28 protein-coding genes and 1 riboswitch are annotated in these 26,358 nt (G+C 56.3%); of the genes, 15 read left to right on the top strand and 13 right to left on the bottom strand.

Annotation, left to right across the window (positions count from 1 at the left end):
* Positions 1–9 precede the first annotated feature (9 nt).
* The 4 genes from HDEN_RS03650 to HDEN_RS03635 form a co-directional block, all read right to left on the bottom strand.
* The gene (locus HDEN_RS03650; RefSeq protein ID WP_245256717.1) at positions 10–564 is read right to left on the bottom strand and encodes a hypothetical protein; all 555 of its coding nucleotides are present in this window, start codon (positions 562–564) and stop codon (positions 10–12) included.
* 79 nt (positions 565–643) lie between these two features.
* Positions 644–1,555, bottom strand: a complete 912-nt coding sequence (gene tolA, locus HDEN_RS17685) for a cell envelope integrity protein TolA (protein ID WP_049775157.1) — start codon at positions 1,553–1,555, stop codon at positions 644–646.
* Between the two features lie 16 nt (positions 1,556–1,571).
* Entirely contained in the window at positions 1,572–2,201 is a 630-nt protein-coding gene (locus HDEN_RS03640) for a DUF7676 family protein (protein WP_013214780.1), read from the bottom strand.
* 76 nt (positions 2,202–2,277) lie between these two features.
* A complete protein-coding gene (locus tag HDEN_RS03635; protein WP_013214779.1) occupies positions 2,278–4,167 on the bottom strand; it encodes a TonB-dependent receptor plug domain-containing protein in 1,890 nt (629 codons plus the stop codon).
* 243 nt (positions 4,168–4,410) lie between these two features.
* Positions 4,411–4,629: riboswitch (cobalamin riboswitch) on the bottom strand.
* Between the two features lie 313 nt (positions 4,630–4,942).
* Here HDEN_RS03635 and HDEN_RS03630 point away from each other — a divergent pair.
* Positions 4,943–5,290: a carboxymuconolactone decarboxylase family protein gene (locus tag HDEN_RS03630; protein WP_013214778.1), complete on the top strand. Its 348-nt coding sequence runs from the start codon at positions 4,943–4,945 to the stop codon at positions 5,288–5,290.
* A 40-nt stretch (positions 5,291–5,330) separates the two neighbouring features.
* Here HDEN_RS03630 and HDEN_RS18605 read toward each other — a convergent pair whose 3' ends face one another.
* Positions 5,331–5,675, bottom strand: a complete 345-nt coding sequence (locus tag HDEN_RS18605; protein WP_041921521.1) for a LysR family transcriptional regulator — start codon at positions 5,673–5,675, stop codon at positions 5,331–5,333.
* Positions 5,676–5,911: 236 nt separating this feature from the next.
* Between HDEN_RS18605 and mtoX the strand changes: the two genes are divergently transcribed.
* From mtoX to HDEN_RS03610, 3 genes are all read left to right on the top strand, one after another.
* Positions 5,912–7,198, top strand: coding sequence for a methanethiol oxidase (gene mtoX, locus HDEN_RS03620; RefSeq protein ID WP_013214777.1), 1,287 nt, complete (start codon positions 5,912–5,914; stop codon positions 7,196–7,198).
* Between the two features lie 72 nt (positions 7,199–7,270).
* Positions 7,271–7,891, top strand: a complete 621-nt coding sequence (locus tag HDEN_RS03615) for an SCO family protein (RefSeq protein ID WP_245256716.1) — start codon at positions 7,271–7,273, stop codon at positions 7,889–7,891.
* 18 nt (positions 7,892–7,909) lie between these two features.
* Positions 7,910–9,052, top strand: a complete 1,143-nt coding sequence (locus HDEN_RS03610) for a cytochrome-c peroxidase (protein ID WP_013214775.1) — start codon at positions 7,910–7,912, stop codon at positions 9,050–9,052.
* A gap of 115 nt (positions 9,053–9,167) precedes the next feature.
* Here HDEN_RS03610 and HDEN_RS03605 read toward each other — a convergent pair whose 3' ends face one another.
* The 3 genes from HDEN_RS03605 to HDEN_RS03595 form a co-directional block, all read right to left on the bottom strand.
* Positions 9,168–10,061: an MBL fold metallo-hydrolase gene (locus tag HDEN_RS03605; RefSeq protein ID WP_013214774.1), complete on the bottom strand. Its 894-nt coding sequence runs from the start codon at positions 10,059–10,061 to the stop codon at positions 9,168–9,170.
* A 215-nt stretch (positions 10,062–10,276) separates the two neighbouring features.
* Positions 10,277–10,921 carry a flavin reductase family protein gene (locus tag HDEN_RS03600; protein WP_013214773.1) on the bottom strand — a complete coding sequence of 215 codons (645 nt, stop codon included), beginning with the start codon at positions 10,919–10,921 and terminating at the stop codon, positions 10,277–10,279.
* A gap of 56 nt (positions 10,922–10,977) precedes the next feature.
* Positions 10,978–11,202 carry a hypothetical protein gene (locus HDEN_RS03595; RefSeq protein ID WP_013214772.1) on the bottom strand — a complete coding sequence of 75 codons (225 nt, stop codon included), beginning with the start codon at positions 11,200–11,202 and terminating at the stop codon, positions 10,978–10,980.
* A 294-nt stretch (positions 11,203–11,496) separates the two neighbouring features.
* On the opposite strand from HDEN_RS03595, the gene HDEN_RS03590 reads away from it, so the two are divergent.
* Together HDEN_RS03590 and HDEN_RS18545 are read left to right on the top strand one after the other, a co-directional pair.
* Entirely contained in the window at positions 11,497–12,543 is a 1,047-nt protein-coding gene (locus HDEN_RS03590) for an alpha/beta fold hydrolase (protein ID WP_013214771.1), read from the top strand.
* A 21-nt stretch (positions 12,544–12,564) separates the two neighbouring features.
* The gene (locus tag HDEN_RS18545) at positions 12,565–12,885 is read left to right on the top strand and encodes a DUF1488 family protein (RefSeq protein ID WP_013214770.1); all 321 of its coding nucleotides are present in this window, start codon (positions 12,565–12,567) and stop codon (positions 12,883–12,885) included.
* Positions 12,886–12,974: 89 nt separating this feature from the next.
* Here the strand turns inward: HDEN_RS18545 and irrA are convergent, their stop codons facing one another.
* The 5 genes from irrA to HDEN_RS03560 form a co-directional block, all read right to left on the bottom strand.
* Positions 12,975–13,376 (bottom strand): iron response transcriptional regulator IrrA, encoded by a 402-nt coding sequence (irrA, locus tag HDEN_RS03580; protein ID WP_169305472.1) that lies wholly within the window; start codon positions 13,374–13,376, stop codon positions 12,975–12,977.
* Positions 13,377–13,520: 144 nt separating this feature from the next.
* Positions 13,521–14,603: a 2Fe-2S iron-sulfur cluster-binding protein gene (locus HDEN_RS03575; RefSeq protein ID WP_013214768.1), complete on the bottom strand. Its 1,083-nt coding sequence runs from the start codon at positions 14,601–14,603 to the stop codon at positions 13,521–13,523.
* A 35-nt stretch (positions 14,604–14,638) separates the two neighbouring features.
* Positions 14,639–15,040, bottom strand: coding sequence for a group I truncated hemoglobin (locus HDEN_RS03570; RefSeq protein WP_013214767.1), 402 nt, complete (start codon positions 15,038–15,040; stop codon positions 14,639–14,641).
* A gap of 67 nt (positions 15,041–15,107) precedes the next feature.
* Positions 15,108–16,382: a fatty acid desaturase gene (locus tag HDEN_RS03565; RefSeq protein ID WP_013214766.1), complete on the bottom strand. Its 1,275-nt coding sequence runs from the start codon at positions 16,380–16,382 to the stop codon at positions 15,108–15,110.
* 223 nt (positions 16,383–16,605) lie between these two features.
* Entirely contained in the window at positions 16,606–17,241 is a 636-nt protein-coding gene (locus HDEN_RS03560; protein ID WP_013214765.1) for a peroxiredoxin, read from the bottom strand.
* 261 nt (positions 17,242–17,502) lie between these two features.
* Here HDEN_RS03560 and HDEN_RS03555 point away from each other — a divergent pair, with 261 nt between their 5' ends.
* From HDEN_RS03555 to HDEN_RS03515, 9 genes are all read left to right on the top strand, one after another.
* On the top strand, positions 17,503–18,126 hold the full coding sequence (locus tag HDEN_RS03555; protein WP_013214764.1) for an FMN-dependent NADH-azoreductase: 624 nt from the start codon (positions 17,503–17,505) through the stop codon (positions 18,124–18,126).
* A gap of 190 nt (positions 18,127–18,316) precedes the next feature.
* Positions 18,317–18,595 carry a hypothetical protein gene (locus HDEN_RS03550; protein ID WP_013214763.1) on the top strand — a complete coding sequence of 93 codons (279 nt, stop codon included), beginning with the start codon at positions 18,317–18,319 and terminating at the stop codon, positions 18,593–18,595.
* Between the two features lie 14 nt (positions 18,596–18,609).
* Positions 18,610–18,912 (top strand): hypothetical protein, encoded by a 303-nt coding sequence (locus tag HDEN_RS03545; RefSeq protein ID WP_013214762.1) that lies wholly within the window; start codon positions 18,610–18,612, stop codon positions 18,910–18,912.
* An 84-nt stretch (positions 18,913–18,996) separates the two neighbouring features.
* Positions 18,997–20,163, top strand: coding sequence for an acyl-CoA dehydrogenase family protein (locus HDEN_RS03540; RefSeq protein WP_013214761.1), 1,167 nt, complete (start codon positions 18,997–18,999; stop codon positions 20,161–20,163).
* A gap of 71 nt (positions 20,164–20,234) precedes the next feature.
* A complete protein-coding gene (locus tag HDEN_RS03535) occupies positions 20,235–22,736 on the top strand; it encodes a PAS domain S-box protein (protein ID WP_013214760.1) in 2,502 nt (833 codons plus the stop codon).
* The gene (locus HDEN_RS03530; protein ID WP_245256714.1) at positions 22,633–23,340 is read left to right on the top strand and encodes a response regulator transcription factor; all 708 of its coding nucleotides are present in this window, start codon (positions 22,633–22,635) and stop codon (positions 23,338–23,340) included. Before HDEN_RS03535 ends, HDEN_RS03530 begins: the two co-directional genes overlap by 104 nt.
* Positions 23,341–23,806: 466 nt before the next feature.
* Positions 23,807–24,505 (top strand): substrate-binding domain-containing protein, encoded by a 699-nt coding sequence (locus HDEN_RS03525; RefSeq protein WP_081446219.1) that lies wholly within the window; start codon positions 23,807–23,809, stop codon positions 24,503–24,505.
* Positions 24,506–24,813: 308 nt separating this feature from the next.
* Positions 24,814–25,368, top strand: a complete 555-nt coding sequence (locus HDEN_RS03520; protein WP_013214758.1) for a hypothetical protein — start codon at positions 24,814–24,816, stop codon at positions 25,366–25,368.
* A 293-nt stretch (positions 25,369–25,661) separates the two neighbouring features.
* Positions 25,662–26,282 carry a response regulator transcription factor gene (locus HDEN_RS03515; RefSeq protein ID WP_041921519.1) on the top strand — a complete coding sequence of 207 codons (621 nt, stop codon included), beginning with the start codon at positions 25,662–25,664 and terminating at the stop codon, positions 26,280–26,282.
* The last annotated feature ends 76 nt before the right edge of the window (positions 26,283–26,358 follow it).

The raw sequence follows: 26,358 nt of genomic DNA, 5'->3' as shown, positions 1-26,358 counted from the left end.
TTCGCGGCCTTACGCGCGCACAGCGATGGCTTTCTCGCGGCCCGTCTTCAATAGTCCGACCACGGCATAAAGCGCGAGAATAGCCGTGAACGCGACGGCGTTGATGACCAGGATGCGCGATACGATGTCGAACGAGAAGGCGTCGGAGCCACCGAGCCCAAAGCTCGCCAGATACAGCGTGCCCTCATATGCGATAAACGCGCTGGCGAAGCTGGCGACAGTCGCAACGACATTGCTCCAGCCGAAATTGCCGACGACGCGCGCTGCGAAGAGTGCTGCAACGGCACCCAGGCCGATCGCGCCGCCCCAGGCAAACGAATTTGCCGTCTGCGGATAATCGAGAAGGCCATAGCCGACGATCTGGTTTGCGCTCCACGCCAGAAGAACGAGCGTCAAACCGGTCGCACGATCCATCTTGCGTGCCGCCAGCGCGCCAACTGCTGCGAATGGAGCGGCGCAGGCATAGACGTAGCTGCCGCCGACACTCAATGCAGCAATGAGCGCGACCCACAACATCGGAGTGACGAATTTCATCGCCATTTCATCGTCTCGTACAGATTTCATCATCGCAGTCTCCTTTTTTTCTTCGCTCTCAATGGCGAGAGCGATCCTTCTGAAAGCCATCACAAACGCAGCCCGCCGTTCATTTGAAATAGAACGGCATGGAAAAACTCAAAATGGCGGTAGCCGGCGGCGGCGGAAACGGACTGGCGCCTCGCACCGCCGCCAGCACGCTGCTGTCCAAACTCAAATTGCCGGAAGAGCGCGCGATACGCGCCGAGTTCAGCGCCCCCGCACGCGAAACGCTGAACGCGACAACAACGGTGCCACGCCCGCCATTGCCTCCAGGTCTTCGTCCCGCGACGCGCGCGCGGACAAGCGCCGCATAGTTGAGCGCCGATCCAGAGCTTGCGGAAACGCGTCCGGCGCTCGCCTGTGCTCCGCTCTTGGCTCTGATACTCGCCGCGCCTTTTTGTTTGCGCTGACTCGAGCGATCGTGGTTCAGCCGAGCTTGCGCAGACGTCCTCGGTTTGCGTGACGCCGATTGCTCTCGGACGTTCCGTTCAGGTGCGCCTGCTTCGGCCGTTACGTCTGCTGCTCCCGTTTCGTCGCCGGCGCCGCGCTCGCTTTCGAACGCACCACGCACGAGATCGAGACCTTCCGGCAACACGGCGCTGTTGCTGATCTCAGTTGCAGCCGGAGTTGTATGCTGTGGTTCGTCCGCCTCGAATTCCTGTGCCTGCGAGGGCTGCGCGGCGGCACTCTCCTTGATTTCACCGACGGTCTCGTCCACGGACGACGCCGATACCGCGGCTGCCGATTGCGCAGCGCTGACGGCTTCCAGCACATCACTTTGAAGCGACGCCACACTGATCGCTTCGGTCGGCTGCTCAATCGCGCCAGGCTTTTGCTTCGCCAGATAAAGAAAGGTCGCCAGGACCGAGCCGTGAAATAGCAGTGACAACAGAATACCGCCACCGAGCGCGATCGCGCGCACGACCTTGCCCGATGCTCCGGAACTCGGACTTTCGGCGCCTCGAATTGCGCGCGTCATCGTTGCATCGGCGGCCTCAATGACTAACGCCCACCCTAAAGCCTGCGCCTGCACTGTCGATGTCCTCGGGCTCTCGTCCAAGCCACGTCTTTGCGATGGCGCGCCAAGTCTCAAGCCGCGCCCATTGCGGTTCGTCGGAAAGACTGTCGTCTTCGTTGATGAAGGGGTTCGGAAAAAAGATCGAAATCATCGGCTCATTCTTGCCGTTCGCCATCTCGAAGCCCCACGTCACCGGCTTTCCGTCGCGACCGTAGCCGCGAAAGATGCGCGCCATCGAGGGGCGCCGATGCGCCCGCAGTTCCGCGCTGACCGGAAACCGTTCCGAGCCCTTGTTCTCTCCGATGCAGAGGTGAAAATGGCCGCCATGCCCGAACATGATCGTCAGATAGCCGTCGCGCAGCGAAATTCGCGTTGGCGCGCCGATGCATCGAAGCTCATACGCTGCGCCTTGCACCAGCGGACCAAAGCACAGCCCTTGCCAATAATTCTGGAACACATCGCTCAGGAAAGCTTCGAGATAGGCTTCCTCGAGCGGCAACTCCCAATATTCCCTGCTGAGCGTTCCGTCGTCTTTCCGATCGACTGACGTCGGCTCGGGTCCGACGCGAGAGAGCGGACAACTCTTGTCATGGATCTGTGCTGACATTTTCCAACGCTCCCGCAAAGCATTCGTATTCAAAGAAGGAAGGCTCATGCAGGTTAAGCATGAGCCTTCCTGCGCTTCAGTCGCTGGGCAATGCCATGGTCAGGCCGCCATAAACCGAAGCGCCGGGAGTTCCGTAGTCGCGTACCGTTTGATAATCCTGGTCGAGCAGATTCTCGCCCCGTACATAGGCTTTCCAACCGGGTGCGAATTCGTAGGACGCTTTCGCGCCAACGAGAACATAATCATCGAGTTCGCCACCGCCATCGACCACGTCAGCGACATACTGTGTCGTGACGTTCAACGCGACCTTGTCCATCGGAACGACGTTGATACCGGCAGCGAACGAGTGCCGTGGGACACGAGCCAAGCGTTTGTCTTTCGCATCCGTCGCGTCTGTGTAGGTATACCCACCAGTCAGAGACAGCCAACTGGTGAGCACGGCCGTACCCGAAACCTCGACGCCGTTGCGATGCACGACGCCTGGTACATTGTGATAACCGACAGGCTTCGGTGCCCAATCTATCAAGTTATCGGTATCGAGTTCAAAGTACGTCACGCCAATCTTGTAACGCCCCTGATTGAAGCCTTGCTCAACACCGGCGTCCCAACCGAAGCTCGTCTCAGGCTGCAGGCCCCTGCGTCCGAAATCCGTATCATAAAGCTCGTAGAGGCTCGGCGCGCGGAAACCCGTGCCGACGCTGCTGTGAAACTTCGTTTCCGTCCCCGGAATGAGATACGCGCCGGTTATGCGGTAGGTATCAAAGGTTCCAAAGGTGCTGTGATCGTCGATACGGCCACCGCCGGTCAGAAACAGCCCCTGAATGGGCTCCATCATCAACTGCGCGTAATACCCATTGAGATCCATCGTCTCTCGATGTGTATTGCTGTTGGTTGAAGCGCCGGTTCGCTCCCAGTCGGCGCCCGCAAGCAACGAGAGCGAATCGTTGAACTTGAAAACGCCCTTGTATTCGCCCTTGATGCGATCGCCGTCGAACCATCCGTTACGCGTCTTGTCGTCGAACGTCTCGCGCCGGACGTTCATGCCCTGGATGGCGAGCGTGTTCTGAAACGCGCCGTTGAGCAGTGAAAATTCAGTGCCGACGCGACCAGCCTGTTGCGTCGTCGTTCCGTTATCAAGCGAGTCGCCGAATACATAATCTGGCGGCGGATAACCGTCATAACTGTATTTGGCATCAAGTGCGCGGGCAGCGAAAAACACTTTCCACGACGGCGTGAGGAAGTACTCCCCGCGGCCGGAGAACGTCAGATTGCGATAACCGTCGTCTTCGCGTCCGTAGGCGTAGGCAGAAAACCCATCCGTTCCGACACCCTGAATCGTCGCCGAAATATTGCTGCCGTTCGCAGCCGCGTAACCAGCCGTGTAGGAGCCGTTGATGGTGCTATACTGGCCGCCTTCGATGTTGCCCTGCTGAAAGAAACCGGGCTTCTGCGCGGCCTTTGTTTCAATGGTAATCACGCCGCCGACGGCGTCGCCACCGTAGAGCGTGCTTTGCGAACCCTTCAAAACCTCGATGCGTGAAACATCGCCGACGAGAAGATGCTCGAACGAAACGGCCGTCTGCGGCGCCGACGGATCGGATATATCCATGCCATCGACAAGCACTTTGACGTATCTCGACGAAGCCCCGCGAATGAAGATGCCCGACGTCGTTCCTGGTGGACCGTTCTGAGTGAAACTTACTCCCGGAAGCGTAGCCAGGTAGTCCTTCACGTACGTCTGGCCGCGGCTCTCGATATCCTTCTGCGTGATGATTTCCACGCTCGAGCCCACTTTGGACGCATCCATCGGCGTTTGGTTTGCCGAATAGATCGTCACGCCTTCCAGCTCGGTCACCTGCGCGGATGCCGATACGGCATAGCTGGCAACGCCGGCGAGCGCACTCGCGGAAAAAAGAACCGACTTGAGCGCATGGCTCGCGGTTTTTCCCGACGCATTCAACGACATGTATGTTCCCCCGTCTCAAATAAGTGACGGGAGCTTCAGCAGAAGTGGCGCATTTCACAGCACAACACCAAGCGTGCGCTTACTCGCTGGACGCGAAGCGCAGTTATCCTTGACGCATCAAGGCATGCTCAATGTTTTTGCTAGTTCGTGATCATGTCTCTTGCCAGCCCTGACGCTGCTCCCGATCGGTTGCACATCAGCCGCCACTCCGGCATTCCGTTCCTGCAGGCGTCCCGCACTGAGGATGGGCGACTTGTGTCGGCAGGTCTCCTGGCTCACGGCTCGAACGTCTGTCTCCTGCCTTCCCAATTTTCCGATGCGGAATATCAGTGGCGTAATGTGGAGACGACTTGCCGTTTACAGTTGCGGGCGCAGCCACGGCATCGACTTACGTCTTACCGTGTTCCCTCTTAGCTCGTACCGGCTTGCACCGATCAGAGCACCGTCACATCGCGCATTCCATACAGCGCTCACGCAGCAGTCAACGAAATTATTCTCAAACAATGTCAACCGCGACAACGTCGACAAATCGGCAACACCGCGAATGGCAACCAGGCATCTAATTCGCGGTCAGCGCAAACCGATGGATTTTAAGCATCGCCGCCGACGAATTCGCCGAAATCGCTGACGGATTGAAATCCGCCCTACCATGTAGTAGGTAGGCTCGAAGTTTTTGCTCGCCGGAGACTGGCGCAAATACTTTTCTGAGCCACGTCGAGAATGCCTACCAACGCGCAGATACCCTCATCGCAGGGTCTTTCATAAGGAGTTGAGCATGTCCCTCATGGATTGGTCGAACTATCGCGGCGCTCTGATGGGCCGCATCGGAGAACTCAGCAAGCTCTCGCCCGATTCCGTCGGAGGATACATGATGGCCAGCGGCGCGGGTGCGAAGACCAATCACTTGGATGAGAAAACCCGGCAATTGATTTCGCTCGCCGTTGCGGTAACGACGCGATGCGACGGCTGCATCTCGGTGCATTCGCAGAAAGCCGTTGAGAGCGGCGCAACGACGGAAGAGGTCGCCGAAGCACTCGGCGTCGCGATCGCCATGAACGCGGGCGCTGCCCTCGTGTATTCGGCCCGCGCGCTGGACGCAGTCGACGCGGCTTCAAAAAAATAGAGTGCCGGAAGCCTGAAGATTTGGCGGAATGTCCGCCATATCATCGAACCCTGCTTTTGCCGAGTTCGGCACCCGTAATCTGTCGCGGAAAGGCTCGCCTTTCACGCACTTTCAGTTGCGCACGCGGTACTGACGGTACGGCGAGATCACGCATTCGTTCGACCGCATTGATCGCGTCGATAATGGATGGCAAAATGATCTTGCCGTAATCAGTCAGTGCTACGCTACGTGTCGTACGTTCAAATATGCGTTGACCGAGACTGGCTTCGAGACGTGCAATCCCGCTCGAAAGTGCGGGCTGAGAGACTTCGCATCGCTGCGCTGCCGCAAGAAACGACCCTTCCTCAGCAAGCGCTTGAACATATCGCAGCTGCCGAAAATTCATGAAATCAACCTGAGCTGATCATTTTTCCATCCCCGGAAAGAGCGGGACTGAGGTCAGTAAAATATCGAAGCGATACTCGAAAACCAGAACATTCTTCGCCCGTCTCTGACCTATAGGAAAATGGAATAATTTGTATAGGGAAACAAAATTTAACTTCCTCCCGCCCTGCCATTAGCTTCGGTCACGTATGTCAAAATGAAACCGGTTGCTACAGCAGCCGCGGAGGAGGAAACGAAGTGAGGAAGCTACTTAAATCGAGCGTTTGCGCATTGGCCCTGTTCGTCGTAGGGCCGACGCTGACGATCGCGGACGAAACCTGCAACTCGCCATACACGTCGGCGCTGATTAAGGGGCAAGAAGACTTTCTCCACGTTTGGACACTTGGAGAGGTCGGAGTCGGCGACGAATCCGACAAGCTCGTCACGATCGACGTGCAGCCGAATTCCCCGACCTTCGGAAAGGTCGTCAACTCCTTGTCGGTCGGCGGACGCGGCGAGGCGCATCACACTGGCTTTACCGACGATCGTCGCTTTCTTTGGGCCGGACGTCTGGACGACAACAAGATTTTCATCTTCGATCTCATCGATCCGTCGAAGCCGAAAATCGTAAAGACGATCACCGACTTTGCTGAGAAGACCGGTTTCGTCGGGCCGCACACGTTCTATGCAACGGCCGGCCGCATGATGATCCAGGCGCTTTCGAATCCGAATTCGCACGACGGCCAGACCGGCATCGCCGTTTACAACAACGCCGGCGAATTGATCTCCACGCACAAGATGCCGCTCGAGAACGGCGGCGACGGCTATGGCTATGACATCGGCATCAACCCGGCCCAGAACGTCATGCTCACGTCGAGCTTCACGGGCTGGACGAACTACATGATGGACATGGGTCAGCTGATCAAAGATCCCGAGGCCATGAAGCGCTTCGGCACGTCGATGATCATGTGGGACTACAAATCGATGAAGCCCATCAAGACCATGAACGTCCCGGGCGCACCGCTCGAGATCCGCTGGTCGCTGAAGCCGGAAGACAACTGGGCAATCACCGCGACAGCGCTGACCTCGAAGCTCTGGGTTGTCAAGAAAGACGACAAGGGTGAGTGGCAGGCAAAGGACGTCGGCAACATCGGCGATCCGTCGAAGGTGCCGCTGCCGGTTGACATCTCCATCACGGCCGATGGCAAGGGCCTTTGGGTCAACACCTTCCTGGACGGAACGACGCGATTCTTCGATTTGACGAATCTCGATGCTCCGAAGGAAGTCTACTCGAAGAAAATGGGAAGCCAGGTCAACATGGTCTCCCAGAGCTTCGACGGCAAGCGCGTGTACTTCACGACCTCGCTCCTCGCCAACTGGGACAAGAAGGGCGCCGACAACGAGCAGTGGCTCAAGGCGTACGACTGGAACGGCAAGGAACTTGTTGAGAAGTTCTCGGTCGACTTCCATGCTGAGAAGCTTGGACGGGCTCATCACATGAAGTTCTCGGCTAAGCCGACCAAAGCTGCAGCACTCGGAGAATAAGAGTTGCTATTGTCAAATCGGCCCCGCGCGCAGCGTTCACGCTGCGCGCAGGATGGCTATGGAATACTCCTATTGCTCGCTGTCATTTTTGCGATGGTGACCAACCAGCAAACCATAGCGGGTCCTGTGTACCCGGAGGTCGGAACTTACAAACTACAGCGAATCCAGCCGGCTCCGTCCGGCTGGGTTCTCGAGAATAGCCCGTGGCTCCCGCGTCGCCTTTCGAGTTACACGAAAGGCAAGATCACGCTGTTCACCTTCTTCTATTCGACCTGCCGCGACCCGGACGGATGCCCCAAGGCGTGGGAAGCGTTTCAGAAGGTTCACGCCTCGGTTCAGGCAAATAAAAAATTCCATTCCAAAGTCCGCTTGGTCTTTTTAAGCCTGGATCCCAAAGTGGATACTCCGGAAATGATGTCTATGTTTCAGACATCGATGAGCACTCCGGAAGCGCCATGGTCGTTTCTGACGACCTGGTCCGAGTCATTTTTGGCGCCTATACTGAACGACCTCTACGTGCCGGCCGCACGCGAATTTGACGATGCCGGCAAGCGAACGGACATCATCAATCATCTCATCAAAGTGTTCCTCATTGATAAGGAGGGTTGGGTGCGAGAGATTTACACGACACGGTTTTTAGACTCGGATGTGATCATCTCGGACATCGGTACGCTTCTTCTCGAAGAAGAATGACAACTTCACAGGAATGAAATGAAAATAAAGCGACACTTACCTCTCGCCGTTCCCATATGCATCTCGCTGACGTGCGTTCTGCTGGTGGGTTATTTTTCATCCAGACCCGCATCAAGCGAAGTCGACTTCGCCGTTCCGCTCGGTCTTCCGCCTCTAGAAGCTCACCAGCGACCTGTAAAAAATCAGGTTGAGCTCGGCCGGAAACTCTTCTTCGACCGGCGCCTTGCATTCAACAACACGAACTCCTGCGCGATGTGCCACATCGAGAGCCAGGGTTTGACCTCCAATCAATCCGCAACCGCGATCGGGATGGAGGGGCGCAGTCTCAATCGTAACGCGCCCGCGCTCTACAATGTCGCCTACGAAAAATCGCTGTTCCACGATGGGCGCGAGACCGACCTCGCGCAGCAGGCATGGGCGCCGCTGCTGTCTCCGCTCGAGATGGCCAATCCCTCGATCGGCAATGTCGTCGACCGGATCAGGGGGTTCGCCGACTATAAAGGACTGTTCGAGGCTGCATTTGGCGAGCACGGCGTCTCCATGGAGACAATCGGCACGGCGCTTGCCTCATATCAGCGAACCTTGCTCGCGGGCAACTCGCGCTTCGATCAATGGCGGTACGGAAATAAAGCCGACGCTTTGACGGAAAACGAAAAGCACGGCTTCGAGATTTTTACCGGCAAAGGTAATTGCTCGACCTGCCATACGGTCGGCGAAAAATCCGCGCTCTTCACCGATGGAAACTTCTACGTCACCGGCGTCGGCTACCAGACGGCGATCGGAGCCGGCGCCCGGGTGTCGAAAGTTCAACTCGCGCCGGGCGAGTTCATTGAAGTGAAGCATGAGGACATGAAGTCCTTCTCGGCTCCCGTTCTCAACGACATCGGCCGGTTTGCCATAACGCTCGATGCCAAGGATCGCTGGGCTTACAAGACTCCAGGATTGCGCAACGTGGAACTGACGTTCCCGTATATGCACGACGGCTCTCTTTCGACCCTCGAGGATGTCGTGGAATTCTACGACAAGGGTGGCTACGAGCACGACGCAGAACGCGTTTTGCATCCTCTCGGACTAACGCAGAAGGAAAAGTCCGACCTGGTCGCGTTCCTGAAATCGCTCACGACAGCCGAGGATAAGGCGAAGCACTCCCCTTATCGCTGACAATAGGGGGCTAGCTATTTAATCGGGTGAGCGGCACCTGCTTTGGTGTGCCGCTCGCCCTGACAAAATTGACTTCAGCACTACGGCGCGCTGAAGCGCGGGTCGCGCAAGCAAACTAAAGCTCGTTGATCGGAACCTTGAGATGCCGCTTGCCGCCTTGATCCGGCTCCGGCAGGTTGCCACCGCGCATATTGACCTGGATCGACGGAATAATCAGTTTCGGTAGGCCGAGCGTCGCATCGCGCGTCGTGCGCATCTTGACGAACTCGTCTTCACTGATGCCCTCGCGAACATGAATATTGTTTGCGCGCTCCTCCGCGACGCTCGTCTCCCATTTGATATCGCGCCCATCGGGGCCGTAGTCGTGGCACATGAAAAGCCGCATTTCGGGAGGGAGCGAGAGAACGCGCTTGATCGAGCGGAAGAGAACATGCGCGTCGCCACCGGGAAAATCGGCGCGCGCGGTACCGCCATCAGGCATGAACAGCGTATCGCCGACGAAGGCCGCATTTCCCACGACGTGCGTCATGCAGGCGGGCGTATGACCCGGCGTATGCATTGCGAAAACCGTCATGCCGCCGATCTGATACGTGTCTCCATCTTTGAACAGCCGATCGAACTGGCTTCCGTCACGCTGGAATTCGGTGCCCTCGTTGAAGATCTTACCGAACACGTCCTGAACGATCTTGATGTTCTCGCCGATGCCCAGTTTTCCGCCAAGCTTGCCTTGTAGATACGGTGCCGCTGACAGGTGGTCGGCGTGCGCGTGCGTCTCGATCAACCATTCCACCTTCAGATCATGCTCTTTCACGAAGCGAATGATCTTGTCGGCCGACTCGTAACTGATGCGCCCCGCTGCATAGTCGATGTCCATCACGCTATCGATGATGGCGCAGGCGCTCGAGGCCGGATCCTTGACGACATAGCTCACCGTATTGGTGGGCGGATCGAAAAATGCCGTGACTTCGGGTTCGAGCGTGAGATCGACAGGGTGCGGAATTGCAGCCATGGGAGCCTCCGGAAATGCAAAGACATGCAAAGACGGTCACGCCCGGCGCTTCCAAAGAAATCGAAGCGACAGCGGTCTGTGACTAACCTAGATATTGGTATAAGATTTTTCTTCTATTTTTCCAGCACTTTGAGGCATCCAAATCCTGCCTTAGCGCCGCACGGATACGCCCCGGCAGCGCCCGCACGCCGACCGGCCGCGGCTCTGAGGACAGCTTACGAGCTGGCCTTGCCTTGCTTAATCCAATCGCTCCACACCGGCCGATCCATCGAGAACAGGTCCGCTGTTCTCGTGTACCAACTTGTTCCGTGCATTCCGCCGATGAGGTGCATCGCAGGCGTGTCGATCAGCGGCGCTTTTGCATCCAACAGGAACTCGTCGCGAATGTGTGCGTAAACGATCCGTCCAAGGATGATCGACTGCTTGGCGCCGAGCGGGACAATGCTGTGCAGCACGCATTCCAGCGAGATCGGACTTTGCGCAATCCTCGGCGTCGCTATCTTGACCGATGGCGCAGATGTGAGCCCAGCAAGTTGCAACTCGCTGACGCCTGCCGGAGCGTCGATGCACGTGACGTTCATCGCACCGGCTAACTCTTCAGAAACGAGATTCACGACGAACTCGTTGACCCGCAGAATGTTGGCAGCGGTATCCTTCATGCGGTTGTCGGCTGTCGGAAAAACAGTCACCGAAACCACCGGCGGATCGGAACCCGCAAGACCAAAGAACGTGTAAGGCGCTGCATTACAGTCGCCAGCCGGATTTAAAGTGCTTATCAACGCGATCGGCCTTGGAACCACTGCTCCGGTCAGAAACGCAAAACGCTGCGCCGCCGACATAACATCAAAATCTAATTCCATAGGATTGCTTGCCGGCTTACAAAATCACAGAGCTATCAATCTTGCCTAAGCAGACCTCAATCCTCATGCGCGCGCTTCAGCATGCGCACGATAAGATCATAGTCTTGCGATGTATGCACCGTCACCCTGGCTGCATTTCCAGAGCGGGAATCGAACATCACGATGAACGTTCCTGGCTCAGAGCGCGCCGGTTGAATCTCAGCTTCACCGATCTGAACATCATAGATCGCTTCCTTGATACGCTTTACGGCTTCTCGAGTTTCTGAATTGCGCTCATTCACGGATCGGCTTCCTTCACATGCGGGGAACGACGTCACAATATCGTATTACGGGCGTCGCACGCGGCTGTGGATTCCACGGAATGGCATCGCAGAACTACGCGCTTTCTCAGTGTTCCGCAGATTGAATGGCGCCGATCGCGTTTCCTTCCGCTTTGGGTAGAACTACGCGGCAAGAGCGATATTAAACGGACTGCGGAAACGGCACAGTTCTTCTAAAAAATACACAGCGAGACGCGGCACTCCGCACTCGCCTGCGATGCACCAGTTCAACAATAATATAAAACGGAACAACCGATGTCTGATCGCTCATACTATTCGCAAGCGTTCCACGGGCCTTTCGAGACCTTCGATCTCGGCCACATCGATCTCGAGTCTGGCTATCGCCTAAGAGGCGCAAAGATCGCGTACCGAACCATTGGCTCGCTCAGCGCCGCCAAAGATAACGCGATCCTGTTTCCGACTTGGTATTCCGGAACATCCGGTATCATCGAGCAAGCATACGTCGGGAGCGGTCGCGCCCTCGATCCGGGAAAATATTTCATCATCATCGCCAATCAAATCGGAAATGGCCTGTCCTCCTCACCGAGCAACACAGCGGCGCCATTTGGAGCTGCCGGATTTCCGAGCATCTCGATCGGCGACGACGTCAACGCACAACACGCTCTCCTGACAAGACAGTTCGGCATCTCCGAACTTCAACTCGTTCTCGGCGGATCGATGGGCGCGCAGCAGACCTACGAATGGGTCGTGCGCTATCCGGACTTCGTCAAACGCGCTGCACCCATCGCCGGGACAGCCAGGGCCACGGCTCACAACAAGCTCCTCGTTCAAACATTTATCGATGCAATCACCAGCGATCCCAATTGGAATTCCGGATCGTATGCGCAGAGCAGCTCCGTGCATCGGGGCCTCAGCCGGCACGCCCGCGCATTCGCCGCATCGGGCTTCACGCCCAAGCTCTATGCGACCGAAGGCTGGCGTGGCATCGGATTTACATCATCCGACGATTTCGTAACCGCATTCGTCGAAGCACATTTCGCACCTCAGGATGCCAACAATTTGCTTGTTATGCTGCGCAAATGGCAGAACGGCGACGCCAGCAGAAACACGGGCGGCTGCCTGAAAACGGCTTTGTCGAAAATCACCGCGAAGGTTTCAGTGTTGGCGATCGCAGAAGACCACTTCTTTCCACTCGCAGACATCGAAGCCGAGCAACAGATGATCGCGACCAGCGAGCTCAAAAAGATTTCGTCGCCTTGGGGTCATCTGGCTCTGTTTGGGACAGATCCCTCATACAATCTCGCGATCGATACGCATCTCAACGCGCTGCTGTCCGCCTAGCGAAAGAGCCATCTACGTTCAATGCTACGAAAACTTCTCAACCGCCCGGCTCGATGCAAGGGTGCAGACGATCCAGCGCAACCTCTCCTGCCAACGACTGAGGCTGCCGAAATCGACGGCTTGGCCGTGCGCTGGATCATGACCGACGGCAAAAAAAATATCGTGTGTTGGGCGCGGGCCGCGGCGCTCGAAAAACTTGAGGCTAACCCGGACCTCGAAAAGGCTTCGTATCTGGAAGCCTTCCAACGGCATCGGCAAAAATTCGAAGCCGCTGCTGCCACGATCCATAAGCGCGGATTGCTCGATGGCAACGCAATTGTCGTACGGAAGGAAAACGTCTAGCTCGCGCTTAACAAAGCCAATGACGGCATTTGACTAGAACGCGTACCCACCAAAAATAATGGGAGCCTAACGGCTCCCATTTCTTTAGCTCATGTTCCTTGCCGTTTCAGGCGAACAACGATCTCCACGCGGGAAATCACCATCCCTTCCGGAACCGCAGGCAGCTTGCCGATCGAGATTGAAGCGTCGTCGATATCATCGATATAGTTTTCGTCTTCGAAAAAGAGATGATGGTGCTCTGAAATGTTGGTGTCATACCAAGATCTCTGGCCTTCAATGCCGAGCTTTCGGATCAATCCTGCAGAAACGAACTGCTGTAGCGTATTATAGACGGTCGCAAGCGAAACCGGAATCTTGTACCCCATCGCTTCATCGTACAACGCATCGGCGGTGAAGTGCCGATCACCATTGCCGAACAGAAGCTGGGCCAGCTCGACACGCTGCCTCGTGATCCGCATCCCGGCGTCTTGAAGCTTGCGGCTGACGTCCATCGACGTGCAAACGTCAGAGTGCGAAGCGCAATTCTTGCAGGCTTCCTTCAAGGAACATCCAAATGCACTTTCCACTCCCGAAGCCATCTTCTCGCTGTATGTCATGGCGCAAATCCTAATTCTCGAGTGCGTGTAGACGTATGCTCAGGCTCGTCCGGCCGGCATGGAGGAGGAATCGAGGAACTTATCGAAAAAGATCTGCGATTCCTTGAGCCCCATCGCTTTCAGGCGATCGACGGCAGCGTCGATCATCACAGGCGGACCACAAAGATAGGCTTGACTGCTCTGCGGCTCGAGCATGTCCAGCTTGATGGCGTCCGGACAATTGCCGACCGCGCCGTTCCATCCGCTCTCGTTCGTCTCGACCGATAATACCGGGACGAACTGGAACTTGCCTTTGGCCTTCGATGCAAACTTTTCAATGTCGTCGAGGCAATAGAGATCTTTCTGCGTCCGCGCACCGAAGATCAACGTGATATCGATCGAACGCCCCTCGTTTTCGATTTGCTGAAGAAGCGCGCGAATGGGAGCAAGTCCGCTTCCGCCTGCGATGAGCAAGATGGGGCCTGACGATTGGCGCAGGTAGAACGCGCCGTGCGGTCCATCGAGAACAATCTTCTCGCCGACCCGGTCGGCTGCGTGCAGCCATTCCGTCAACGCGCCGTTCTTGACGCGCCGGACGAAGAAACTGACCTGGTTGGGGCTCTCGTTATTCGGAGCCTTCGAGAATGAATACGAACGCGCGCGCTCAACGACGCCTGGCAGCAGAACGTCCGCGTACTGTCCCGCGAGGTAGTCCTTGAATTCGCCCTCGAGCTCAATTTGCACTTCGAGAATATCGTGCGTCAACGGACTGAGACGCGCAATTTTTCCGTTAAGCTTGCGGCTTTTGGCGAGATCAACGCCATCGGAACCGTCGAGCGTTTCGAGTTCGACCTCAATGTCGCTCTTCAACATCGTCTGGCAGGCGAGGATATAACCCGCATCCAGATCTTCGCCCGAAAGAACGTAGCTGAAGTCGGCGAGTGGCTTGATCTGACCACTCGCCAGACGGCATTTGCATGTGCCGCAGCTGCCGACGCGGCAGCTGTAGGGCCACTTGATTCCTGCCTCGAGAGCTGCCTTTAGAAGATTTTCCGAAGATCCACTTTTGACAGTTATGACCTGTCCGGAGGGTTGGATCGTTGCAGAAAACGGTCCTTTATTTTTCTTGAAGAAGCCGAACATCAATGCAAGTCCCGATGGGAATTAAGAGGCGTGGATCAGAGATGGACAACGTCCGATTTCAGCGAGTAGAGGATCGCCAGAATTTCATCTCTCTCTCGTTTTCCGACATTGCACTTCTCAAGCGCGTCAAGCACGTCATCGCATGCAGCGACGAACTCTTCCGCGTTGATGTTCATGCCCTTGTGCGCGGCTTTCATTTCCTGGCCGCTGTAGGTCTCCGGCCCGCCAAACCCGGCGCAGCACATTTCTGTCACCAACCGCTTCACCTTGACCGGATCACTATTGACGTAGCGCTGCTTGATGGTCGGGTTCGATGTATGATTGCTCCAGATAACCTCGACGATGCCTTCAATCCCGGAACGGCGGCCGAGACGGTCATAGAGAGACGCATTGGCGCCGGCATCGTTGCTGGTTGCGACGGCTGCTTCACTGCCCATTTTTTATTTCCTCCCGAGTGACGACCCGCCCTGAGGCGGATCGTCGTTGGCTTTTTACAGGCGATAGTTAGGCGTAGGTGACTTCGAGGTACTTGCCATCGACCTTGTTCGGATCGAGGTCATAGCCAACCGCTTTGTTGATCTTCGCGGCAATCTTGCGCTCCTCGGGCGACGCGAAATCGCGATCCCAGATGGCAAGCTTGCGACGCATGATGTAGTGCCAAAGCGGAGGAATGAGCGCGATCATGAACTCCGTGTAGTAGCCGATGCGCGCGTTCGGAGCGCCGGTCGGAGGTCCGCCAACGCCAGTCAGCTCCCAGAAGTGCGTCTCACCGCGATCGTGGTGGTCCGCCTGGCGGCCGATTTCGATGAACGCCCAGCCCGTGAAGAGCGTGTCGTTATCCCACGAATGGCGATACTCGATCGGCTCGCCCTTCACGCGGATCAGACCGTAGTGCTCCATGTAGTTCAGCGCTTCGAGCTCGAAGTTCGAGATGATCCACACGATGAGCATGATGCCGAGGCCGATCATGACGCCGTGGAGATCGCCGGTCGCGGCGTAACCAGCGTAACTGAACAGCGCGACTGTCGGCAGGCTCATCAGATAGCCGCGAATCCAGCGGTTGGAGAACGACAGGAACGACTTGCCCATACGCTTCAGGCGCTTGCCCTCGGTCATGATGCCGAAATAGGACTGACCGACGTGCGAGACGAGGAAGTGCGTGTAGATCGAGCGTCCGCGCGGAGCCGTCGCCGGATCCGTGTCATCGCCCATCTTGTTATTCTCCGGGCCAAGCCAAGCACGGCCGAGCTCGAGATGGTGATTGTAAACGTGAGCGAAGCAGAAGTGCGCCGTTCCCGAAAGCGCCATCATCCAACGCGAGACGAGGAAGCCGAAGCCCTTGGTATGAGCAAGCTCGTGGCCGAAAATAATGCCAAGACCCTGATGCATGCCCGCGCCGATCGTGGCGGCGATGAGCGTCAGACCGTCGATGCCATTGGTATATTCGATACCGTTCCAGGTCATCATCTCGATCGGCACGCCAGCCGCGTACTGATAGACGCGCCAGGCAAGAGCCAGCTGCAAGCCGATGAAATTCAACAGCTGAAGGTACATCATGGAGTTGAGCACCGCCGGCACGCCGCTCGGCGAACCGTCGTCATTGGCAGCGGCGCCGCGCAGATGCAGACCCGACGTCAGCGTATCGAGCAGGATGTTCATGCCGAAGATCGCAAGACCCAGCCATGCCCAGTATCCGCCTAGCAAAAGGCCTATCGTGCACGCCAACACACCTATAGGCGTGTAAAGATAGACAAGATGGCCGAATATCAGCTTTCTCATTTCCTTCTCCCTTTGAGATATGGACTTTATTATTGATAATCTTCGCCAATCACGAGCCGCTGACAGACTCGGAATTGATCAAAACAGACTTCATATTTTTGAGTGTATCTTTGGGAATTTTAGAATCTATCCGTGAGATTACGCGCAATTAGGCGGTTTAATTACGCGGCGCGCGCGATGAACGAAAACGCGCGCGCCTGCTTTTTCTCACGCCGCCCTCATCTCAGCCTTCCGGAAGATCGACGATGCGGAGATAGGGCTTGAGCTCTTTCCAGCCCTGCGGAAACATCGTTTTCGCCTTCTCGTTGGAGATGCTCGGCGGAATGATCGCCGGCTGTCCTTTTTCCCAGTTCACCGGGGTCGCGACGTGGAACTTGTCCGACGTCTGCAAGCTGTCGACGACGCGCAGGATTTCCTGGAAGTTCCGGCCGGCGCTCGGCGGATACGTCATCGTCAAACGGATTTTCTTGTTCGGATCGATGACGAAAACCGTGCGAACCGTGATCGTCGGATCGCACTCCGGATGAACCATATTGTAGAGGTGGCTCACCGTCTTATCTTCGTCGGCAAGAACCGGGAAATTCAAACATTGGCCCTGCGTTTCTTCGATATCTTTTTCCCAGCCGGCATGATTTTCGCCGCTATCCACCGAGAGTCCGATAACCTTTACGTTGCGCTTTTCCCACTCCGGCATTAACCGCGCAGCTTGCGCGAGTTCTGTCGTGCAGACCGGCGTGTAGTCTTTGGGATGACTGAACAAGATGCCCCAGGAATCCCCCAGCCACTTGTGGAACTCGATTTTGCCCCTGCTGCTTTCCTGCGTGAAGTCCGGCGCTGTCTGGCCGAGCATGATCGTCATTTCGTACACTTAGCTCCCATAGTCACTGATGATTTCGCCGCCGAGCGAATCCAAGACACAACCGCCTCGCCATCTACGTGGCAGGCGCGTTTTGGATAGCATCGCCTGCGAAGAAGCGACCATCCGTTAGACTACGCGGCATCAAGTAGTTGCACGCTCTCCCGCCTCCTAACGCCATATGCTTTCGTGGAACGGCACTAACTTGAAGTCGCGTGCCGCAGCTTCACGGGTAGGCAAACCAACAAACATTTGGGGAGAGAAATGACCCGAGTTCTTTACATTCAAGCTTCACCCAGGGGCGCGCGCTCCGCCTCCGCGCAAGTCGCGCAGGCCTACATCGATGCATTGAAGAAGAAAGGCGATGTGAACGTCGATCTACTCGACGTCTGGAAAGACGATTTGCCGGCCTTCGACGGCCCTGCGTTGGAAGCGAAATATGCTGGGCTTTCCGGCCAATCTCTCGACGAGGCTCAGAAGGCGGCGTGGGTCGCGATAAGTTCTCTTGGCGCCAGATTCCGCGACGCCGACGAGATCGTTCTGTCGGTTCCGATGTGGAATTTCGGCGTTCCTTATAAGCTGAAGCAGCTTATCGACCTGGTCACGCAAAAAGACGTCACCTTCACCTTCGACGAGAACGGCTTCGGCGGAATGCTGAAGAAGCAAAACGCCGTCGTCGTATGCGCGCGAGGCCTCGAATATGTCGAGGGAACGCCGGTCTCGGAAGAAAATCTCGACTACCAGAAAGCCTACCTGATTTCCTGGCTCTCCTTCCTCGGCGTCGGCGAAATCAAAACCATCACGGTCGAGAAGACACTGATGGGCGCTGACGCAAGCTCGGCCGCATTGGCATCGGGCATCGCGGAAGCGACGGCTATGGCTACCTGATTGCTGAGCCATGACTGTCGTCACGGCTTAGCAAGGGGCGGATCCCGCGCATCCAGGACGTACTTTTACGTATACCGCCTGCGCGCCGCCTAGATAAAACTCGCCTGATATCGACGGATCCCGATCTCAGAAAACGCATATGAGCTTAACAGCGAATTTCGCGAACAAAGAAGATAGGGAGAGAAATACAATGTTGGAGAAGGCACTCCAAAGGGACGCGGAATCCCGGTACTTCGAAAAGGAAATCAAAAAGTTCGGTGAAGTGCTTATGGCAGAGCCGGCTCTTGTCGAGAAACTTGATACGACGCCGACGAAAAGCGCATTCATCGACATGTACTGCGATCTCGCAAAGGAGCGCGGCATCAGCTTCTCCAAGTCTGATCTGCTCATTGCGGTCCAAGAGCAGAAGCAGGGCCAGGATTGGATCATCCCAAAGAAGGTTCTTCGGATGATCGCGGACCGGTTCTAATTGGAGAGATTGAGATGAGCGACGAAATCAAGACCAACACGGGCCGAACGGTCGGAACCTGGAACGGAGAGTCTGCACAAGACCTGCTCCGCGAATTGACCCGCATCAGACAGGCCCTTGCGACCGAAAAAAGCTCTGAAAAGATCGTACCGCGCGAAATGCCCCATCGCGAGCAGCTGCCGGAAGATCTTAAAAATTTCAATGCATACCCGCTATGGGGATGTGATAAGAAAGGCTCCTGCGTCGTCGGCGCCGGCGCCAACCGCATCGAACCAGTCGAAAAGGTTCTGTCTTTCTCGCTGGTCGAACATCACTGACGCCGATTGCGGCCTAAGCAAAACAATGGAGAGGGGCGGCGCTTCTCTCCTTTAATTGAGTCAACATTCCGAAAGCACTCTTGCATGAATCCCTGGCAAGGCGGCGGTTCAGCATTTCTGAAGAAGGCTGAAGAGATTGCGAAAGATGTTCTTGCAGCCGAAGCGCCAAGAATAGATCGCGATGCGACTTGGCCTGAGAAAGGCTTGAGGACGCTGCTCTCCGAAGGCTTTGGTGGCCTTGTCGTTCCAAGGCAATACGGCGGCAAGGGTCAGGGCTTGCTGATGCTCGCCCGCGTCTGCGAAATTCTAAGCAAGGAATGTCCATCAACCGGCATCTGCTTCGGGATGCATTGCGTTGCGACCTCCGTCATGTCCGTCAATGCGACGGACGCTCAGCGCGAAAACTTTCTCAACCCTATTTGCGAGGGCAAACACATTACCTCCCTCTCGTTGAGCGAGTTGGGAACGGGTATCCACTTCTACCTTCCGCAGACGAGTTTGACTGCCGTTTCGCCGGATTGCTATTCGCTGACCGGCTCAAAGGTCTTCGTGACCAATGGCGCTCACGCCGACTCCTATGTCGTCTCCGCAGTCGCAGGCGATCGTGGAGCCCCCGCCGGCCAATTCTCGTGCGTCGTCATCCCGAATAATTCCGAGGGACTGACCTGGGGCAAGCCTTGGGACGGCATCGGCATGCGTGGCAACTCTTCACGCACCATGACCCTGCAAGACGTCCGCATCCCGCGCGCCAATCTTCTCGGACGCGAAGGCGATCAGATCTGGTACATCTTCAACGTCATCACACCGTTCTTCCTTGTCGCCATGGCCGCCACGTATCTCGGGGTGTCCGACAGCGCCCTCAATGAAGCACGGATGCATGTCATGCGACGCCAGCATGTGCATACCGGTGGGCTTTCCGGCGCGCCGGTCATACAGCATCGTTTCGGCAAGCTGTGGGGAATGCTCGATCGCACTCGCCGCCTTGTCTACGGCGCCGCGGCAAGCTTCGACAACGGCGACCCGGATGCGCTCATCTCGATCATGGCCAGCAAAGCTGAAGTAGCGGATAGCGCCGTCGAGATCGTCAATGAGTCCATGACGCTCACCGGCGGCCGCGGCTATTCCGAAGGATCAAAACTGTCGCGACACCTGCGCGACGTGCGAGCCGTCCATTTGATGTCACCGACGACAGATCTCCTTCGAACCTGGATTGGAAGATCGCTCCTCGGCGTTCCACTCCTCGCGGACTAAGTCCTCATTGAACGGCCTGTCGATGGACCTCATAAACGACCGGCGGAGCACGGCGGATAAGCGGGCGGGACATGTCCTTCAATAATCTCGGCTCAGACGTCAATATTCGCCGGCTAGGAATTGGCTCCCGCAGCGACGTGTGCAATCTGCTGTTTGTTAGCGTTGCCCGCGACCTCGCCTTCAATCTCTCGAACAACCTTTCCAAACTCCATCGCATCGAATTCATCTCGGATGATAATCAGCTCGTCGCCAAAGTTCAGGCGCGACCCGAGACGGTTGATGTCGTGCTCATCGGCGCAGAGCTCAATAACCCGCTCGGCTGGGCGCAGCGTATCCATACCATGGATAAGCATTTGCCGATCGTGATCCTGGGCTCGGCGGCGAAATGCGGGCAACTTCGCCGCGATCTGATGTTCAGCCCTTTCGTCGGTCATGAAATCGTCGTCTGGCCGACAACCGATATCGATGGCCTCACGGACGTTCTGGTCGACGCCGCGCAACGGCGGCAACAGCGGCAGCTCTATCAGGAAGCCGTCATTGCCAACGCGCACGCCCAGATCGAGGTTTTGCCGCTACTGCAGCCCGAAACGGCCGAATACATCGAGGGCCTTTTCGATCACGAACCGATCGGCGTTCTCGCCACCGATCCGGACGGCACGACCATCACCATCAATCGTCAGGCGCGGCACATTCTGCAATTGCCCGAGGACAGCGCGCTCGGGACACCACTCCCCAAACTCTTTCCAAAAGAGGAACGCGCGCGCGTTTCCAAACTGCTGGCTGCCGCAAACCAAGCGAACGGCAGGTTGCCTCCCGAACTGTTCGAGTTCCCGATCGAAGGCGGCAGGTCATGCTTCATCGAAGTAACGGCGTCGGCTTTTTCTCATCCTCGAGGCCGGCGCGGCGCGATGTTTGTTTTGCAGGAGGTAACCCTCCGCATACAGGCTGAAAAGCAGCGCACCGAAGCCGTCGTCGAACTGCGTCTGATCGCGACCGCACTCGCCGCGCTTCACGATATCAATGCCGGTAACGACAATCTTTCCGAGAAAATACGACACTCGCTTCACCTCGGATGCGAACAATTCGGACTCCCGATCGGCTTGGTCTCACGCGTCGAGGGCAACAGCTTCAACATTGTCGAATCCGTTTCCGACAAACCAAGATTTGCCGCCGGCCGCGTCCTTAAACTCAACCGCACATACTGCGCGACCGCAATCGACTCGAGCGAACCCATAGCCTTCGGCCATGCTGGATCCACGCCCTGGCGAGAGCACTCGTCGTACAAAGACTCGCGCCTGGAATCCTACATCGGCGTTCGAATTATCGTCGGAAACACGCTGTTCGGCACCCTGTGCTTCATGGGCGAGGAACCTCGCCGCATCCCCTTCTCCGCCGCTGAGCGCGAAATCGTGAAATTGATCGCGCGATGGATTGCTGGCGAGTTGCTTCGCGAACGCTCGGAAGCTCATATGCGCAAGCTATCGAGCGCAATAGAGCAGGCTGCCGACGCTGTCATCATCACCGATCCCGCCGGCAAGATCGAATACGTAAACCCCTCTTTCGAAGCGCTGACGGGTTACGCGCGCGAGGAAGTAACGGGCAATAAAGCCCACTTTTTACAGTGCGATGAGGAAGTCCAGGAAGAGTTATGGACAGCCATCCAGAACGGCAACATCTACCGGTTTCTGCTCAGCAATAAAACCAAGAATGGCCGACTCTATCATGAGCAGATGACCGTCAGCCCGCTGAAAGACAACAAAGGAACGACGGCTCATCTCATCGCCACGGGACAGGACGTCACCGCGCTGATCGAAGCAAAAGAGCAGGACCGCAAACGCCAGGCGGAACTCGCGCACGCCGGTCGCCTCAGCACGCTCGGCGGCATGGTGTCCGGGCTTGCTCACGAACTCAACCAGCCGCTTTGCGCGATCATGACGTATGCGCAGACCTGCGTGCGCAAGATGCAGGCCGGCGACGCGCGTCTCGAGGATCTCCAGCACGGGCTCGACCAAATCGTCCGCCAAGCTCAGCGTGCCGACGAAATATTCATGCGCATCCGAAACTTTTCAAAGAAAAGTCAGATCCGCCGTCAGCGCGCCAGCATCCAGGAAATCATTGAGACGACGCTCGGCTTCATAAAATCCGAGATTGCTCACAACCAGATCAAGCTGCGGGTAAAATTTCTGAAGGAGAAGCGCCTGGTTTTCGCTGACAGCATTCAAATCCAGCAGGTTCTGCTGAATCTGGTGCGCAACAGCGTCGATGCACTCTCGACAGTGACCCGCAAGAAGAAAGAAATTTCGATCACCGTTACGTCGGAAGGATCGCACTTTACAAAAATTGTAATCGCCGACACCGGATGCGGTTGCCCCCCGCAAGAGCTGCAGCGCCTTTTTGATCCTTTTTTCACGACGAAAGAAGCGGGCCTAGGCGTCGGTTTGAGCATCAGCCAGGGCATTATAGAAGATCATGGCGGCAAGCTCTGGCTCGAAAATTCATCCGCAAAAGGCTCAACGTTCTGCCTTACGATCCCCAACTGGAGAAACTCGGACAATGCAAACCGAGCATCCTAAAAAACCGGCACACACCGTATTCATCGTCGACGATGACCCGGCCGTCCGCGACGCCATTCGTTGGCTCATGGAACAGGTTAAGCTAAAGACGCAGGTCTATTCGTCTGCAGACGAATTTCTCGCGAGCTACGTTCCGGGAGTTCGAGGGTGCTTAATTCTCGATATCCGCATGCCCGGCATGAGCGGCTTGGAACTGCAAGAAAAGCTCAACGCCGCCGGCGCGCTCATTCCTATCATTATCGTCACCGGCCACGGCGACGTTTCCATCGCAGTCCGCGCAATGAAAGCCGGTGCCGTGGAGTTTCTTCAGAAGCCGTTCACCGATCAGCTGCTGCTGGATACGGTCCAATCGGCACTCACGAAATACAGCGCGATCTGGGATCAGGAGGCCCGCCGCGAAAAGTCCAATAAAAGCCTCGCGTCCTTGACCAGCCGCGAACGCGAAGTTTTGGGATTGATGCGAGCGGGAAAGCCGAACAAAGTCATCGCTTCCATACTCAATATATCTGTCCGAACGGTGGAAGGCCACCGCGCAACGATCATGAGCAAGACGGGATCGCGATCACTCGGAGAATTATTCGAGATGCTGCACTCTCATTCATAGCGTCGATATATGCACGCGCACTGCAGCAAAGACGGGATGGACGTCCGGCCGGGCATGCACAGGCGCAGAACGCCGACGACTTAAAGAAACGCATATTTTTCAGCACACTGCACAAATGTGAATCGCCAACGCACGCCGACTTAGGCGGCAATGTGCCTGACGTTGCACCGCCCAGTACCTACGTACCCGAGGGTTTTTTCGGGCTTTGACGTGCACATTTCATGACCCATGCTACAATACTTTTAAATTATTGCGGTCGTTCTTAGGCATTGCGGTTTCTCATCTCACCGCACACCCGATCAACGATCAAATAGCTGGGGAAAGCCGCTCACGGATTCATCGAACGCCACCTGAAATCTCACCTGTGCATTTCCGATATTGAACTGAATTTGCAAAGCAGACACGCCCTCTACTCCAACAACAAGCCAGCTTCCTCGAATAACGAATAAGGCGGCACTTCACCCGAATGAGCGCGACAGCACAGATAGGAGTGACAACACTCATCGGCGCCGAGCGTGCAGAAACGATATTCTCTCGCTTTAAAGCGAAGCATCCGGACGTGGCTCTAGAGTATCGCGAGGGGGCCGTGGAGGAGCTTCATAGCATGTTCAAGCATCGGCAAGCGGATCTTATCATTGTACCGCACGATGCTGATTTTGAACTCGATCCCGACATCCTCCGCCTGCCGCTCATGCTCGAGCAATTGTTCTTTATTCCCCGCTTTTCCGAACGCAGCCGATGGGAAGCCATGGAATGCGTGACGGTCAGCGATATCGCTGCCGAAGCCTTCGCATTGCTGCCCGATAATTGTGGCCTGACCCGCACGACGCGCCATCTTTTCCACTCCCAGGGCCATGCCATCAACGCCTATGAGCACCGCGCCACAGGCTATCAATCAATGCTCGATTTTGTCGACGCGTCTCTTTGCTCCGTGACACTGCCTGAATCCAAAATAAGGGACTACACCGGAACCGTGATCCCGATTGTCGACAACGGCCGCCCCGTTGCGATCGAATACGTTGTCTTTGGACAAGCATCGAATCTTCCACGCAAGAAATTCACGGAACTGTGGGACTGCCTGCTCGAAAGCAAACTAACCGTCACACGGCCGTCGCCCTGCAGCACCACACCTGCCTTTTCCGGAATAAAGTCTGCGACGAACTAGACTTTCCGTCTGCATTTCATTTCCAAAATTTTGAAACGCTCGCCGCTCGAAGGCCGAACTTCGCGTATGCCGCGAACAGTATTTATACGCTGCATAATGCGTGTTCTTCACGTGTGAACCTGACTCTTCTTTTCGACTAACATTCGACGATGACAGTCGAGGCGGACCGATTTTCCCGTCGCTGACGGTCATGCCTGAAGCACGCAATAGCGAACCCCTCCTCCCGAGATCTATACCGCTCGATTTCAATCGTGAGGGCTGAGGGAAAGCGTCAGCGGAACAAACGAATATTCGGAGGAGACAATTTGATGAAGCGCAGATTAGCACTCGCTATCGCTATCGGCATTGCGGCGCCGTCACTCGCTTTTGCCCATGGCCTCGTTCGCACCGACGAAGAGCTGATCAAAGTTCTGCAGACGGCCGCACCGGCAAAAATCGTCGCCAATGCTACGATTATGAATACCGCAGCCGACGGCACCATGAAGGTCATCCAAAAAGGAACCAACGGCTGGACATGCATGGACCCAGGTTCGCATCATACGGGCGAACCGATGTGCGCCGATGCCGCCGCGATGGCCTGGGCGGATGCTTGGCAAAATAAAAAGCCGCCGACTGCAGCTGTCGGCTTCATGTACATGCTCAATGGCGACAGCGGCGTAAGCAACACGGATCCGTATGATCGCAATACCGAGGCGACGCCGACGAACAATTGGATTCAGACCGGCCCGCACGTCATGATCGTTGGAACGGACGCAAAAGCCATGCTGGAAACCTATCCGCGCGATGCCAAGGCGGATCCAACCGTGCCTTACGTGATGTGGCCCGGCACTCCGTACGAGCATCTGATGCTGCCGCTGAAATAATATCGACTTTCAGGAAGCTCCCGCTTCAGCGCATTGCCAGCTTTGGTGCCGGCAGTGCGTTTTTTATTTCAACAATCAAAAGTTGCCTGAACGCCTGCGCGGGCCACGTCACTTTTAGTCAGTACACATATTTATCGCGCAGACTATAGTCATCGATTTTCTCTCAGAATAAAGCCATTAGAACTTTCAATTTGCGCTTCGACCCAACTCATAAGTATTTGCGCTAGGTCAAACCACCATTTCATCATCCCTCGCTTGCGATGCGCAACGGGGCTTCCCGGGCTTCGTATTCAATGAATCTTCTGGTCGTCGAGAGCCATCCCATTGTCGTGCTGGGATACCGAAGCATACTTGAGGAAAATCCCGCCTTGACGCTCTACGATGCGCGTACGATCGTCGAAGCGCGCCCTATGATCGCAAAGCTCCGCCCAGACGTCATCATCATCAACGCTCAGCTTCCAGACGGCTCTGGATTTGAGTTCATTCGCAGGTTGACGACGCAGAGGTCCAAACTCAGATCGCTCATCTTTTCGATGCGTGACGATCCCTACTTGGTGATGCGAGCAATCGACTGCGGCGCAAAGGGCTTCTTCAGCAAACGCAGCTCCAGCGATGAAATTCGCTCAGCGGTCGACGCTGTCGGCAACGGAAAGACATGGATCGGCGAAGAACTGATCCAGCAGATCGCATTTACCAGAATAGCCCAGCAGAAATTTCATTCTCGCTTCACGCGCCGCGAGAAGAACGTCCTCAATCTTCTTCTCAACGGATGCAGTTCCACGCAGATCGCGACAGAGCTGAACATTTCCTCGACGTTGGTTTCCGTGGATTGCGCCGCCATGAGGAAAAAGCTTAACGCGCGAACGACCGCGGAGATGCTGGCTATCGCTGTTCGCTCTGATCTCAATCTATGATTTTCTGAGCAGAACGAATTGGTCCCGCCACCTTGGCCAACCCAAATAACACCGCGGCATCAGCCGCCTGCCTCTG

The organism is Hyphomicrobium denitrificans ATCC 51888 (genome assembly GCF_000143145.1).
Taxonomy (GTDB): domain Bacteria; phylum Pseudomonadota; class Alphaproteobacteria; order Rhizobiales; family Hyphomicrobiaceae; genus Hyphomicrobium_B; species Hyphomicrobium_B denitrificans.
This window is presented reverse-complemented; position numbering and strand designations above follow the sequence as displayed.